Source organism: Streptomyces sp. NPDC087844 (genome assembly GCF_044742785.1).
Classification (GTDB): Bacteria; Actinomycetota; Actinomycetes; order Streptomycetales; family Streptomycetaceae; genus Streptomyces.
This window is the reverse complement of the sequence record NZ_JBIUVD010000009.1, coordinates 214,162-227,940: the sequence shown is the minus strand read 5'-3', so window position 1 is coordinate 227,940 and position 13,779 is coordinate 214,162. Positions and strand designations below refer to the sequence as shown.

The following is a 13,779-nucleotide window of genomic DNA, read 5'->3' as shown; positions in this document are numbered from 1 at the left end:
GGTGATCCTTCTGCGGAGGCGCGTGAACACGGCGCGTCGCCACTAGACTGCAGCACTACATACGCGTCGGGCCCACAGCGTCGTGCGTCTTCCACGCGGCATTCCTTCACCGCCTGCGGCCGTCGGGACGGCCGTCCGCATTGGACTTGTGAGGACTCACGTGAGCTCGAAACCTGTCGTACTCATCGCTGAAGAACTGTCGCCCGCGACTGTGGACGCACTGGGCCCGGACTTCGAGATCCGGCACTGCAACGGCGGCGACCGCGCCGAGTTGCTGCCCGCCATCGCCGACGTCGACGCGATCCTGATCCGCTCCGCGACGAAGGTCGATGCCGAGGCCGTCGCCGCCGCGAAGAAACTGAAGGTCGTCGCACGAGCCGGCGTCGGCCTGGACAACGTCGACGTCTCCGCCGCCACCAAGGCCGGCGTGATGGTCGTCAACGCCCCCACCTCGAACATCGTGACCGCGGCCGAGCTGGCCTGCGGCCTGCTGCTCGCCACCGCGCGCCACATTCCGCAGGCCAACACGGCCCTGAAGAACGGCGAGTGGAAGCGCAGCAAGTACACGGGTGTCGAGCTCGCGGAGAAGACCCTCGGTGTCGTGGGTCTGGGCCGCATCGGCGCGCTCGTGGCCCAGCGCATGTCGGCCTTCGGCATGAAGGTCGTCGCCTACGACCCCTATGTACAGCCCGCGCGGGCCGCGCAGATGGGCGTCAAGGTCCTCTCGCTGGACGAACTGCTCGAAGTCTCCGACTTCATCACCGTCCACCTGCCGAAGACGCCCGAGACCCTCGGTCTCATCGGCGACGAGGCGCTGCACAAGGTCAAGCCGTCGGTGCGGATCGTCAACGCCGCGCGCGGCGGGATCGTCGACGAGGTCGCGCTGTACTCGGCGCTCAAGGAGGGCCGGGTCGCCGGCGCCGGCCTCGACGTGTACGCGAAGGAGCCCTGCACGGACTCCCCGCTCTTCGAGCTCGACCAGGTCGTCTGCACCCCGCACCTCGGCGCCTCCACGGACGAGGCGCAGGAGAAGGCCGGTATCGCCGTCGCCCGCTCGGTGCGTCTCGCGCTCGCCGGTGAGCTGGTCCCGGACGCGGTGAACGTCCAGGGCGGAGTCATCGCCGAGGACGTCAAGCCGGGTCTGCCGCTCGCCGAGAAGCTCGGCCGCATCTTCACCGCGCTCGCGGGCGAGGTCGCGGTCCGCCTCGACGTCGAGGTGTACGGCGAGATCACCCAGCACGACGTCAAGGTGCTCGAACTCTCCGCGCTCAAGGGTGTCTTCGAGGACGTCGTCGACGAGACCGTGAGCTACGTCAACGCCCCGCTGTTCGCGCAGGAGCGTGGTGTCGAGGTACGGCTGACGACCAGCTCGGAGTCCTCGGACCACCGGAACGTCGTCACGGTGCGCGGCACCCTCAGCGACGGCCAGGAGGTTTCGGTCTCCGGCACGCTCGCCGGTCCCAAGCACCACCAGAAGATCGTGGCCGTCGGTGAGTACGACGTGGATCTGGCGCTCGCCGATCACATGGTCGTCCTCAACTACACCGACCGTCCCGGTGTGGTCGGTACCCTCGGCCGGATCCTCGGTGAGGCGGGTATCAACATCGCCGGCATGCAGGTCGCCCGTGCGGACGTGGGCGGCGAGGCGCTCGCCGTTCTCACGGTGGACGACACGGTGCCGCAGCCGGTCCTGACGGAGCTGGCGGAGGAGATCGGGGCTACGCAGGCCCGGTCCGTCAACCTGGTCTGACCCTGACCGACTTCCCTGGGGCTGCCGCCCCCGGACCCCCGCGCCCCTAGTACCTAGGGGCGCGGGGAACTGCGCAATCGGGGGTGCGGGGGCGGAGCCCCCGAGTCAGTGACGATGGGGGTCCCCCCGGTCGAGCGAAGCCGAGAGGGGGAGGGTAGGGGCGGCGGGGGCGAGATCCGGCCCTGTGCATTCCGGCTCGCGGACCCGAACTTCGCGCAGGGTCACTGCCGCCAGCACCGCCGCGCCCACCAAAAGCAGCGTCCCCGCGAGAGCCGCCGCCTGCATCCCACCGGTGAACGCCTCACGCGCCGCGCCCACCAGCGATTCGCCCGCCCGCGAGGGCAACCGCTGAGCCTCGGCAAGCGCCGCGCCCAGCGTCTCGTGCGCCCCCGCCGGCGCCGAGGCAGGCATCTCGTGCCGGTAGACCGCCGTACCGATCGACCCCAGCAGCGCCATACCCAGCGCGCCGCCGAACTCCGCGCCCGTCTCCAGGACCGAGGACGCGGTCCCCGCCTGCTGCACGGGTACGGCGCCCAGCGCCAGGTCCATCATCTGGGACATCACGGTGACGATCCCGGAGGCGATGACGCCCGCCGCCGCGAGCACCAGCCACATCGAGTCCGTACCGGCGGCCGTGAGCATCCCGTATCCGCAGGCGGCGAACACGAACCCGCCGGCGACGACGTACGCCCGGTTCACTCCCCGCTGGACGAGTTGCGCGGCGACCGGGGCGGCGACACCGACCAGCACCGTGGGCAGCAGTGCCCACAGCGCGGCCTCCATGGAGCTCTTGCCGAGCACCGACTGGAGGTACTGCGTGGTGAAGTACGCCGAGCCCAGCATGGCGAACGACGACAGCAGGTTCAGTACGACGGCGGGCGTGAAGCCCCGGCCGCGGAAGAGCGCGGGCGGGAGCATCGGTGACTCGGTGGTCCGCTGGCGGTGGACGAACAGCGCGGCGAAGAGCAGGCCGACGGTGACCGAGACGACGTAACGGACGTTCCAGCCCTCCGACGGGATCTCCTTGATGCCGTAGATCACCGGCAGGACGGCGGCCATGGACAGGGGCACGCTCAGCAGGTCGAAGCGGCCCGGCGAAGGGTTCTTGGACTCCGGGAGCAGGAACGGGCCGAGGATCAGCAGCAGCGCCATCGCGGGCAGGTTCACCAGGAACACCGAGCCCCACCAGAAGTGCTCGACGAGGACACCGCTCATCACCGAGCCGAGCGCGACACCGCCCGTCATCACCGCGGACCACATGCCGATGGCCTTGGAGCGCTGGCCCGGGTCCGTGAAGAGCGTGCGGATCATCGCCAGGGTGGACGGCATCAGGGTCGCACCGCCGATACCGAGCACCGCGCGGGCAGCGATCAGCGTCTCAGGGCTGTTCGCGTACGCCGCGATCAGTGAGGCGGCGCCGAAGGCGGCGGCGCCGATCAGGAGGAGCCTGCGGCGGCCGATGCGGTCACCGATCGAGCCCATCGTCATCAGCAGCCCGGCGAGCACGAAGGCGTACACGTCGAAGATCCACAGCTGCTGGGTGCCGCTCGGCTCCAGGTCCGCGCTGATCTGGGGGATCGCGAAATAGAGGACCGAGACGTCCATGGACACCAGGAGCAACGGCAGCATCAGGACGCCGAGTGCGGTCCATTCACGGCGTCCGGCCAGGGGTCCGGGAAGGGGCGCGGGAAGGGGCGCGGGAGGGGGCGCGGCGTCGGCGATCGGGTTCGGCGGGTTCGTCATGCCGTGGACTGTACGGGCGTCTTAAACGCGTGTCTAGTACGCAAGTGTAATACGCGTGTCTGGGACGCTTGTCTGTCGCAGAGGTAGGGTGACGGGCATGGGACACCGTGAGGATCTGCTCGAAGGCGCCAAGCGCTGCCTGCTGGAAAAGGGCTTCGCGCGGACGACCGCGCGCGACATCGTCAAGGAGTCGGGGACGAACCTGGCGTCGATCGGCTACCACTACGGGGCGAAGGACACGCTGCTCGCGGAGGCGTACATCTCCATCGTCGAGGGGGTCTCCGACGACTTCGACGGTACGGAGCAGCAGCAGGAGGCGGCCGGTTCCGAGCCGGGTTCGCTGGAGCGGTTCCACGAGGTCTGGAAGAACATCATCGCGACCATGCGCACACCCGGCTCGCCCTGGCATCTCAGCATGGAGATCGTGGCCATGGGCGACAAGCTGCCCGGGGTGCGCGCCCATCTCGCCAAGGCCCAGCGCGAAGGGGCGCGCGGCGTCATCCCGATGCTGATGGGCGGCCTGGAGGAGGACGTGTCCGAAGACGACGTCGACACCCTGGGCAAGTTCTACATGACCCTGATGATGGGGCTCATCGCACAGTGGACCTTCGACCCCGGGACCGCGACCGACGCCGACGAACTCACCGAGGGCCTGCGGAAGGTCATCGAGGCCACGGAAGGGAAGGTGCCGGGACCGAAGGGCGAGCCGTCGTCCTGAGGATCCGGCCGTCGCGCATCTCGGCCACCCGGTCGCGGAAGTGGCGTACGACCGCCATGTCGTGGCAGATGAAGAGGTAGCGGTCCTGGGCCGTGGTCGGTTCGTCGGCGACCACGAGTGCGGGGGAGTGGAGCAACGCCATGGCGGTGACGGCCCGTTGCCGCATACCGCCCGAGAACTCGTGCGGACGGCGCCGGGCCCGGTCCGCCGTGATGCCGACCTCCTCCAGCGCGGCCACCGCCCGGGCCGGCGCCGCCCCGCGGGACACCCCGTCCACGGACCGGACGGCCGCCGCGAGCTGGTCGGCCACCGGGTGCACGGGGGAGAGCGCCGAGAGCGCGTCCTGGGGTACGAGGCTGAGACGGCGGCCCCAGAGGGCGGCGCGTACGGAACGGGGGGCGTCCACCAGTTCCCGTGGTCCGAGCCGCACGCTGCCCGACACCGTCGCCCGGCGTGGCGGCATGCCGAGCAGCGCGCGGGCCGTCAGGGACTTGCCCGCGCCCGACTCGCCCACCACGGCGAGGACCTGACCGGCACGTACGTCGAAGGAGAGGCCGCGTACGGCCTCCACGGCGCCGAAGGAGACCCGCAGGTCCCGTACGCGGAGCAGTACTTCGGGGTGGGTGTTCAACGGGCCGGCTCCTCGCGTGGGCGACGAAGTGCGGCCGGGACGAAGGAGAGGCGGGTCCGGGCCGGTGAGCGGCCTCGGACCGGCTCGCTCGCCGTGTACGAGGCCGCCGACACCGAGAGTCCCGCCAGCAGTGCCAGCGCTACCGCCGGGGCCAGGGCCGCCCGGGGGGCGCGTTCCACGTAGGCGCGGGACTCGTCCAGGAGGAGACCCCACTCCGGTGCGGGCGGCTGAGCGCCGAGGCCGAGGAAGCCGAGCGAGGCGAGGGCCAGGGCGATGCCGGGCAGACGCAGCAGGGCGTGGCGGGTGACCGGGGCCGCCACCGAGGGCAGGACGTGCCGGGTGAGGATCCACAACGGGCTCGCGCCGATGGCCCGTTGGGTCAGGAGGAAGGTGGACGCGCGGATCTCCTGCACCAGCGCCGCCGCGTGGGCCGCGAGGGGTGGCCAGGAGATCAGGGCCACGGCCCACGCGGCACCGCCCGTGCCCGGGCCCGCGACCGCCGCGACCAGGATGCCGACGATCACCGGCGGCAGCGCGTTCGCGATGTCGGAGGCGCCGGCGGCCAGGTTCGGCAGGAAGCCGAGGGCCAGCGCGAGCAGGAGACCGGCCAGACACACCGCGGCGGCGGTGCCGACCGTCGACGCGGCCCCGTGCCCCAGCCGCGCCAGCACGTCACGGCCGAGCCCGTCGGTGCCGAGCGGGTGGGTCCAGGAGGGTGCTCGGAGGCGGGCGGCCGTGTCCACGGTGTACGGGTCGCGCAGCAGGCCCCAGGCGCTGGTGGTGAGGAGTACCGCCGCGAGCGTCGACGGCCCCGACGAGCCGTGCGCACGGCTGCCGTCAGCACGACGCGATCGGCCGCGCCCCGGTCGAGGAAGTCCCGGACGCGGTCCTCCGGGGCGGCTTCCCCGTAGCGGGCGGCCATGGCCCGAGCCACGTGCTGCCTCGGCGGGTAACCGCTGCCGTCGACGGACATCAGTTACGCGAGGTCGTCCACGGGAAGCCCGTTGGCGGCGAGGAACGCGGACGCCGCCTCCCGGAAGGCGGCATCACGGTCGACGAGTGTGTGGTCGAGATCGAGCATCAACAGGGGCATGCCGGTGAGTGCACCACGCCTGTCCGGGCCCGGCGCGCCTACTCGCCGGGCCCGGACAGGCGAAGCGGCGACCGGGCGAAGCAGCGACCGGGCGAAGCGGCGACCGGGCGAAGCGGCGACCGGGCGAAGCGGCCGAACGGCGACGCGGGGTTCAAGAGGGCTGCTCGTCCCGGTGGAAGAAGCCGATCAGGTCCTGGGCGGTGGGTGTGCCCTGGTCGGTGGCCTCGGACTCGGCGGTGGCGGACGGGACTGTCGAAACACGCCCTAGAGGCGCCGCGCCTTGATCACCATGTGCAGCAGCAGCCGGTCCTCGCCGTCGTCCAGGTCCAGGCCTGTGAGCTGTTCGACGCGGGACAGGCGGTAGTAGAGGGTCTGGCGGTGGATGCCCAGCTCCGCCGCGGCGCGGCCGGCCTGGCCCGCACAGTCGAGGAACACCTCGGCGGTGCGGGCCAGTTCGCGGTGGGCTGGGGTGAGCAGCGGGCGTACCGCCGGGTCGGGGGCGGCGGTCGGGGACATCGTCGACAGCAGGCGGTACGGGCCGATCGACGACCAGTGCGCCACCGGGCCCAGCCGGGGCTCGGCCAGGGCCGCGCGGGCGGCGGCGGAGGCCTCCTGCCAGGCGGTGGAGAGGTCGGCGAGACCGGTGCGGGGGACGGCGATCCCGGCCGCCGCCCGGCCGCCGCCGCCCGGTGTGCCCTCGGCTCCCTCGTTCACGTGCTGACCGGGCGGGGCGGACCCCCGTACCTCCTCGGCCCTCTCCAGGAGGCGGGCAGCCGCCGTCGTCGCCGGGGTGAGGACCTCCGGGGAGCGCAGCCGGACCAGCAGGGCCAGCCCCTGGTCGTCGGTGTTCCAGGGGAGGGCGCACAGCGCGGTGGCGCCCGGGATCGTCCGGACGGACGGGGCGTCGTCGGGGTCGGCCGAGGGCCAGGCGGCCACACAGAGCACGGTGTGGAGGCCCTCGCCGCGCGGGCCGAGGGCCGTACGCAGTTCCGTCACCGCCAACTCGTGCTGCCAGCCGCTCCCGGCGGTGAGCACGGCGCGCAGTTCGCGGCTCAGGTCGGCGCCCGCCTGGGCCTCGTCGGCGAGCAGGGCGCCGATGCGCGGCGTCACCTCCATGGCCGCCGCGAGCTGCCGGTCGGTGGGGCCCGGCTCGTCGGCCAGGAGCCACACATAGCCGAGGGCGACCCCCCGGTGGCGTACCGGGAGACAGACACGGCCCCGGTGGACGCCCGCCTCCGGAGTCGGCGGGATACGGATCGGTCCTGTCGCCCGCGCGATGCCGAAACTCTCGAACCAGGTGCGGACCGCCGCCGTGGAGCGGCGCGTGAGGATCGAGCGGGCGCGCACCGGGTCGAGAGCCGAGGCGTCCAGCTCGCCCTCGCTGTCGTACGCGCCGAAGGCGATCAGCTCGAAGTCGCGGTTCTCCAGCGTCGCGGGGGCGCCGAGAAGCTCCGAGATCTCGTCGACCAGGTCCTGATAGTCACCCTTGAATTCGGCCGTCACCTGGGCATTGTGCCTCCTTTCCGACCGCCTTCATACATCTGTCTGAGATCGGCGACACGGATGCGTGACAGCTGTCGATGGCTGACGATCGGGGGAATCCCTAGGTTTCACGGTGGTTCTCCGTCTACCGGCTTTCTGTGGAGGTGCCCCGTGCTGGGTCCCGTGATTCTCGCCGCCTCGCGCAGCGACCGGATGCGTCGTCTTGTCTCGGCGGCCCCGGTGACCAGGCCGGTCGTCGACCGCTTCATCCCGGGCGAGAGCGTCGACCAGATCGTGCCGATCATCCGGGAGCTCACGGCCAGGGGCCTGGAGCTGACCATGGATGTCGTCGGCGAGGACATCACCACCCCCGAGCAGGCCGGGGCCGCCCGTGACGCGTACCTGGAGCTGATCGGCCGTCTGGCAGAACTCGACCTCGGGACGCGCGCCGAGATGTCGGTGAAGCTGTCCATGTTCGGGCAGGCGCTGGAAGGCGGGCACGAGCTGGCGCTGGCCAACGTCCGGCCGGTCGTCGAGGCCGCCGCCGCCATCGGCACGACCGTCACGCTCGACGCCGAGGACCACACCACCCTCGACTCGATGTTCGCCATCCACGAGGAGCTCCGCGAGGACTTCCCGGAGACCGGCTGCGTCATCCAGGCCTACCTCTTCCGCACCGAGGCCGACGCCCGCCGCCTCGCCGCGAACGGCAGCCGCGTACGGCTCGTGAAGGGCGCGTACAAGGAGCCCGCCGAGGTCGCGTACCAGTGGAAGCCGGAGATCGACAAGGCGTACGTCCGGGTCCTGCGCATCCTCATGGAGGGCGACGGGTACCCGATGATCGGGTCCCACGACCCGCGCCTGATCTCCATCGCGCAGGAACTGGGACGGCGCGCCGGACGCAAGATCGACGAGTACGAGTTCCAGATGCTGTACGGGATCAGGAGCGACGAGCACCTCAGGCTCGCCGCCGAGGGGCACCGCATGCGGGTCTACACCGCCTACGGCACCGACTGGTACGGCTACTTCATGCGCCGCCTGGCGGAGAAGCCGGCCAATCTGCGGTTCTTCGCCCGCAGCTTGTTGACCCGGGGCTGAGGGATGGCGACGACACAGTCTTTCGGCCGGGGGTCCGGGGGTTGTCCCCCGGGCGGGCACAGTATGCGCCGTCTGGCGGAGAAGCCGGCCAACCTGCTCTTCTTCGCCCGCTCGGTCCTCACCAGGGGCTGACGCGGGCACTGAGCCCAAGACATCAGCAAGGGGGCCGCCGACCCGGGCCCGAGCCCCGACACACCCGCTCATCAAGGAGTACGGAATCCATGGACGCAGTGACCCAGGTCCCCACCCCCGTCAACGAGCCGGTGCACGGCTACGCCCCCGGCACGCCCGAGCGCGCCCGCCTGGAGGCGAAGCTCAAGGAGCTCGCCGAGAACCCGATCGACCTGCCGATGACCATCGGCGGCGAGAAGCGGATGGGCGGCGGCGAGCGCTTCGACGTCGTGCAGCCGCACAACCACAAGGCGCGGCTCGGCACCTACGCGAACGCCACGAAGCAGGATGCCCAGGACGCCGTGGACGCGGCCCTCGCCGCCGCGCCCGCCTGGCGCGCGATGTCCTTCGACGACCGCGCCGCGATCATCCTGCGCGCCGCCGAACTGCTCTCGGGACCGTGGCGCGAGACCCTCGCCGCCTCCACCATGCTCGGCCAGTCCAAGACGGCCCAGCAGGCGGAGATCGACTGTCCCTGCGAGCTGGTCGACTTCTGGCGCTTCAACGTCAAGTACGCCCGTGACCTGCTCGCCGAGCAGCCCCCGGCGAACTCGCCCGGCGTCTGGAACCGGCTCGACCACCGCCCGCTCGAAGGCTTCGTCTACGCGATCACGCCGTTCAACTTCACGGCCATCGCGGGCAACCTGCCCACGGCCCCCGCCCTCATGGGCAACGTCGTCGTCTGGAAGCCGTCCCCGACGCAGACCCACGCCGCCGTGCTGCTCATGCGGCTCCTGGAGGAGGCGGGCCTGCCCAAGGGCGTCATCAACCTCGTCACCGGCGACGGCATCGAGGTCTCCGGGGTCGCCCTCGAACACCGCGACCTGGCCGGCGTCCACTTCACCGGCTCGACCAAGACCTTCCAGTACCTGTGGAAGACGGTCGGCAACAACATCGAGAAGTACCGCACCTACCCGCGCATGGTCGGCGAGACCGGCGGCAAGGACTTCGTCGTCGCGCACCCGAGCGCCGACCGTGCCGTCCTCAAGACCGCCCTCACCCGCGGTTCCTTCGAGTACCAGGGCCAGAAGTGCAGCGCCTCCTCGCGCGCCTACGTCCCGGCCTCCATCTGGAACTCCGGCTTCAAGGAGGAGTTCGCGGCCGAGATCGACGGCATCACCATGGGTGACGTCACCGACCTGTCGAACTTCATCGGCGCCGTCATCGACGAGCGGTCCTTCGCCAAGAACAAGGCCGCGATCGACCGGGCCGCCGCGGACCCGAGCTGCACGATCGTCGCGGGCGGCACGTACGACGACTCGGTGGGCTACTTCGTGCGCCCGACCGTCGTCGAGTGCTCCGACCCGGCCAACGAGGTCTTCACCACGGAGTACTTCGGCCCGTTCCTCGCCGTGCACGTCTACGACGACAGTTCTGCCGACGCCTACGACGAGATGCTGGCCCAGATGGAGTCGGTGTCGGACTACGCGCTCACCGGCTCGGTCATCGCGGGCGACCGCGCCGCCGCCGCGTACACGATGGAGAAGCTGCGCTACGCCGCGGGCAACTTCTACATCAACGACAAGTCGACCGGTGCCGTCGTCGGCCAGCAGCCCTTCGGCGGCGGTCGCGCGTCCGGCACGAACGACAAGGCGGGCGCCCCGCAGAACCTGATGCGCTGGACGCTGACCCGCGCCATCAAGGAGACGCTGGTCGCCCCGACCGACTACCCGTACCCGCACATGGGCTGAGACCGGCTCGTACCGAGCTGAGTCCCACCCGCACCCAGGCCGGGACGTCCCCGCACACGGGCCGACGTCCCCACCGAACCGCCCCCGCCCCGGAAGCACCCCTCCGGGCCGGGGGCGGCGTGCGTTCGAAAGCGCAGGTCACAGACGTGTGACCCAACTCGCCGTCTCAGATAGTAGGAAGTCCGACTAACTATGGAGACAGATGTGGAGTCCTCGCTTAGCTTTGTAGGAGCCGAACGTCTCGCTCGACCCAGCGAATGGCGGTCGTGAGCCGGAGCCCCTGGCAGGCAACCCCTGCGGCGCCGCTCCCCGCCCCTTCCGGCGTCTCGTAACCCCTCACCGCATTTCCGGCGTCCACTGCCGGAGGCAAGGAGTCGATTCACCATGGCCGAGACGACCGCCCGCCGAGTCCGCCACGTCTCCCGTACCAGCGAGTCCGACCGCAAGAACGCCGCTGCCGCGCTCCAGCGCGCCCTCGACCGCCGGGACAACGGCGGCTCCACGGGCCACTGAGCCCCGACCGCCACCGAAGAAGCCGGGAGCCGCGCCCGATCGGGGTGTGGCGCGGGGCCTCACGCTCCGCGCCGCACCTCGAAGTGGTCGATGCGCTTCCCGCTCTGGGCGAGCGCCGACACCCTGAGCCGGGGAGCCGGTCCTGACTCCGCCTCCACGGAGAGGAAGGAGTAGCCGGTGTACCGCACCCGCGACCACTCCACGGTGTCGGGGTTCTGGTTCTTCGACTTCGTCCAGTGGTAGGTGTCCACGGACTCGCGGTCGGCGACCTTGCCCTCGTAGCTGTCCTTCACCCCTGAGGGGAAGCTGTACAGGCTCTTGCCCGCGCCGCCCGCCGTGACGTACACGATCCCGTCCCGCGTCGGATCGGTCGACCCGCCGACCGGCACCGGCTTGCCCACCCCGCCGTTCTTGACGGCGTCGGTGCGCTCGTACACGTGGTTGTGGCCGTTGATCACCAGATCCACCTGGTGCTTGGTGAACAGCGGCAGCCAGGCGTCCCGTACGCCTCCGTCCGAGGCATGGGTCGACGTCGAGTAGGCGCAGTGATGGAAGAAGACCACGACGAAGTCGACGCCCTCGTCCTTGCGCAGTTCCCCGAGCCGCCTGTCGAGCCAGGCCGTCTGCCGGCCCTGCGAGTAGCCCTTGTTGGCGGGGATCTCGTACGACACGTCGTTCGCGTCCAGCGCCACGATCCCGACGTTGCCGTACGTGAACGAGTAGACGCCCGGAGCGTTCCTCGCGTCGAATCCGTTGTCGGGGAGCGAGAAGCGGGCCGACTGGCCGCCGTACCCGTTCGGTGAGTACCAGGCCTCCATGTCGTGGTTGCCGGTCGTCACCATCCACGGGACCGTCTTCGCGACCGTCTCCGTCTGCTTGAGGAACAGGTCCCAGGCGGTGGGGTCGTAGATGTCCGACTCCTTGCCGTGGCCGGTCACGTCCGCGTAGCAGATGTCGCCCGCGTGCAGATGGAAGGCGGGCTCCCGGCCGAGGATCAGCTTGTCGTTGGCGAGTGCGTCCGGGGTGACGCCCTGGTCGCCGAACGCGGTGAACACGAACTTCTCCGCACGGGCGGGCGCCGTGGTGAACGAGCCGACCGTGGAGTGCCGTTCCCTGGACGCCGGGTCGAACCCCTCGTGACCGACCCCGTAGTAGTACGTCGTCCCGGGCCGCAGGCCGTCGAGTGCCGCGTGCAGGTAGAACTGGTCGAGGGCGAGCCGTACGCCTTCGAGCCCGGGGGTGTGCAGGTCGCGTACCTCGGCCTCGATCCTCCGGCTCAGCTCCCAGGGCTTCAGCCCCACCCGCACGTACGGCTTCCTGACCGTGAGCGGCACCTGCCACGAGACGCGCATCTGGGTCTTCGGGTCCGCGCCGAAGGCGAGATGGCGGCCGAAGGGGGTGACGACCGCGCCGTCCACCTTCTCGGTGGGTGCCGGACCGGCGGCCAGGGGGGAGGCGGACCGGCTCGCCGCGTCCGTACCGGAACCGGAGCCCGAGCCGCCGCAGCCGGTCAGCAGGCCGCCGGCCACCGCGCCCGCGCTCACCAGGGCGCGACGGCGGGAGAACTTCGTCCGCAGGTACTCGTACTGCTCCGCCATGCTCATCCGGCGGGCGAGCTGCGGCGGAATGCCGACGTCGGGAGTGTCCATGACGCTGAACTTCCCATCACTTCCCATCGGGCGCCAACATGCGCCATACGTACAGGTGAACGGCGGCCGTCGGGTTGATGCTCGACCCTGCCTGCCCGCTGGGGCGTGTCCGTATCGCGGACACCGCATGTCATCCCGTGGGACGGGGAGTAGGGTGCCGACATGTCTCGCAGCATCGATCTCGCAGTGATCCCCGGTGACGGCATCGGCCAGGAAGTCGTGGCCCAAGGCCTGAAGGTCCTCTCCGCCGTCCTCCCGCAGGACGTGAAGCTGGAGACCAAGGAGTTCGACTTCGGCGCCCGGCGCTACCGCGCGACCGGTGAGACCCTCACCGACGCCGACCTCGAAGCCCTGAAGCGGCACGACGCCATCCTGCTCGGCGCGATCGGCGACCCGTCGGTCCCGTCCGGCGTCCTGGAGCGCGGCTTCCTGCTGAAGCTCCGCTTCGCCTTCGACCACCACGTCAACCTGCGTCCGTCGAAGCTCCTGCCGGGTGTCGCCACCCCGCTCGCGGGCCAGCCGGAGATCGACTTCGTCGTCGTCCGCGAGGGCACCGAGGGGCCGTACACCGGCAACGGCGGCACGATCCGCAAGGGCACCCCGCACGAGGTCGCCACCGAGGTCTCCGTGAACACGGCCTTCGGTGTCGAGCGCGTCGTGCGTGACGCCTTCGCCCGCGCCCAGGCCCGCCCCCGCAAGAAGCTCACGCTGGTCCACAAGAACAACGTGCTCACCTTCGCGGGTCACCTGTGGACGAACGTCTTCAACAAGGTGGCCGAGGAGTTCCCCGAGGTCACCACGGACTACATCCACGTGGACGCCGCGACGATCTACCTCGTCACGGACCCCGCCCGCTTCGACGTGATCGTCACCGACAACCTCTTCGGCGACATCATCACCGACCTCGCCGCGGCGGTCTCCGGCGGCATCGGCGTCGCCGCGTCCGGCAACATCAACCCGAGCGGCGAGTTCCCGTCCATGTTCGAGCCGGTGCACGGCTCGGCCCCGGACATCGCGGGCCAGGGCAAGGCCGACCCCAGCGCCACCGTGCTGTCGGTCGCCCTCCTGCTGCGTCACCTCGGGTACGAGACCGAGGCCGCCCGCATCGAGGACGCCGTCTCCGTGGACCTCGCGGAGCGCGGCACCACGACCCGTACGACCGAGGAGATCGGCGACGCGCTCGCCGCCCGAGTATCCGGCTGACCCGCCGGTACCACCCCAAGCCGCCGGGTCGCTTCCG

At 70.9% G+C, this 13,779-nt stretch carries 10 protein-coding genes and 1 pseudogene; 6 read left to right on the top strand and 5 right to left on the bottom strand.

The window, feature by feature from the left end; translation table 11 throughout:
* The first annotated feature begins 160 nt into the window (after window positions 1–160).
* The gene (serA, locus tag ACIOKD_RS20010) at window positions 161–1,750 is read left to right on the top strand and encodes a phosphoglycerate dehydrogenase (RefSeq protein ID WP_402085489.1); all 1,590 of its coding nucleotides are present in this window, start codon (window positions 161–163) and stop codon (window positions 1,748–1,750) included.
* A gap of 105 nt (window positions 1,751–1,855) precedes the next feature.
* On the opposite strand, the gene ACIOKD_RS20005 is transcribed toward serA, so the two are convergent.
* Entirely contained in the window at window positions 1,856–3,493 is a 1,638-nt protein-coding gene (locus ACIOKD_RS20005) for an MFS transporter (protein ID WP_402085486.1), read from the bottom strand.
* A 97-nt stretch (window positions 3,494–3,590) separates the two neighbouring features.
* Between ACIOKD_RS20005 and ACIOKD_RS20000 the strand changes: the two genes are divergently transcribed.
* Window positions 3,591–4,211 (top strand): TetR/AcrR family transcriptional regulator, encoded by a 621-nt coding sequence (locus tag ACIOKD_RS20000; RefSeq protein WP_402085484.1) that lies wholly within the window; start codon window positions 3,591–3,593, stop codon window positions 4,209–4,211.
* Here ACIOKD_RS20000 and ACIOKD_RS19995 read toward each other — a convergent pair.
* From ACIOKD_RS19995 to ACIOKD_RS19985, 3 genes and pseudogenes are all read right to left on the bottom strand, one after another.
* Window positions 4,156–4,842: an ATP-binding cassette domain-containing protein gene (locus tag ACIOKD_RS19995; protein ID WP_402085481.1), complete on the bottom strand. Its 687-nt coding sequence runs from the start codon at window positions 4,840–4,842 to the stop codon at window positions 4,156–4,158. The two genes, ACIOKD_RS20000 and ACIOKD_RS19995, sit on opposite strands and share 56 nt — an antisense overlap.
* Window positions 4,839–5,651 (bottom strand): annotated as a pseudogene (locus tag ACIOKD_RS19990) (ABC transporter permease); the annotation flags it as partial. The pseudogene ACIOKD_RS19990 and the gene ACIOKD_RS19995, both read right to left, overlap by 4 nt.
* Before the next feature lie 548 nt (window positions 5,652–6,199).
* Window positions 6,200–7,438: a PucR family transcriptional regulator gene (locus tag ACIOKD_RS19985; protein ID WP_402085479.1), complete on the bottom strand. Its 1,239-nt coding sequence runs from the start codon at window positions 7,436–7,438 to the stop codon at window positions 6,200–6,202.
* Window positions 7,439–7,588: 150 nt separating this feature from the next.
* Between ACIOKD_RS19985 and ACIOKD_RS19980 the strand changes: the two genes are divergently transcribed.
* The 3 genes from ACIOKD_RS19980 to ACIOKD_RS19970 all read left to right on the top strand — a co-directional run bounded on the left by ACIOKD_RS19980 (window position 7,589) and on the right by ACIOKD_RS19970 (window position 10,890).
* Window positions 7,589–8,515: a proline dehydrogenase family protein gene (locus ACIOKD_RS19980; RefSeq protein WP_402085477.1), complete on the top strand. Its 927-nt coding sequence runs from the start codon at window positions 7,589–7,591 to the stop codon at window positions 8,513–8,515.
* Between the two features lie 221 nt (window positions 8,516–8,736).
* On the top strand, window positions 8,737–10,377 hold the full coding sequence (gene pruA / locus ACIOKD_RS19975; protein WP_402085474.1) for an L-glutamate gamma-semialdehyde dehydrogenase: 1,641 nt from the start codon (window positions 8,737–8,739) through the stop codon (window positions 10,375–10,377).
* A gap of 384 nt (window positions 10,378–10,761) precedes the next feature.
* The gene (locus tag ACIOKD_RS19970) at window positions 10,762–10,890 is read left to right on the top strand and encodes a hypothetical protein (protein WP_265649617.1); all 129 of its coding nucleotides are present in this window, start codon (window positions 10,762–10,764) and stop codon (window positions 10,888–10,890) included.
* 59 nt (window positions 10,891–10,949) lie between these two features.
* Here ACIOKD_RS19970 and ACIOKD_RS19965 read toward each other — a convergent pair whose 3' ends face one another.
* Window positions 10,950–12,539 carry a purple acid phosphatase family protein gene (locus ACIOKD_RS19965; protein ID WP_402085471.1) on the bottom strand — a complete coding sequence of 530 codons (1,590 nt, stop codon included), beginning with the start codon at window positions 12,537–12,539 and terminating at the stop codon, window positions 10,950–10,952.
* Window positions 12,540–12,701: 162 nt separating this feature from the next.
* Between ACIOKD_RS19965 and ACIOKD_RS19960 the strand changes: the two genes are divergently transcribed.
* On the top strand, window positions 12,702–13,742 hold the full coding sequence (locus ACIOKD_RS19960) for a 3-isopropylmalate dehydrogenase (RefSeq protein ID WP_402085469.1): 1,041 nt from the start codon (window positions 12,702–12,704) through the stop codon (window positions 13,740–13,742).
* Window positions 13,743–13,779: the final 37 nt, after the last annotated feature.

Excerpts from the sequence above, each read along its gene's own strand:
- ACIOKD_RS20005 (WP_402085486.1), bottom strand. The coding sequence starts at position 3,493 with ATGACGAACCCGCCGAACCCGATCGCCGACGCCGCGCCCCCTCCCGCG.
- ACIOKD_RS20000 (WP_402085484.1), top strand. The coding sequence starts at position 3,591 with ATGGGACACCGTGAGGATCTGCTCGAAGGCGCCAAGCGCTGCCTGCTG.
- pruA (WP_402085474.1), top strand. The coding sequence starts at position 8,737 with ATGGACGCAGTGACCCAGGTCCCCACCCCCGTCAACGAGCCGGTGCAC.
- ACIOKD_RS19970 (WP_265649617.1), top strand. The coding sequence starts at position 10,762 with ATGGCCGAGACGACCGCCCGCCGAGTCCGCCACGTCTCCCGTACCAGC.
- ACIOKD_RS19965 (WP_402085471.1), bottom strand. The coding sequence starts at position 12,539 with ATGGACACTCCCGACGTCGGCATTCCGCCGCAGCTCGCCCGCCGGATG.
- ACIOKD_RS19960 (WP_402085469.1), top strand. The coding sequence starts at position 12,702 with ATGTCTCGCAGCATCGATCTCGCAGTGATCCCCGGTGACGGCATCGGC.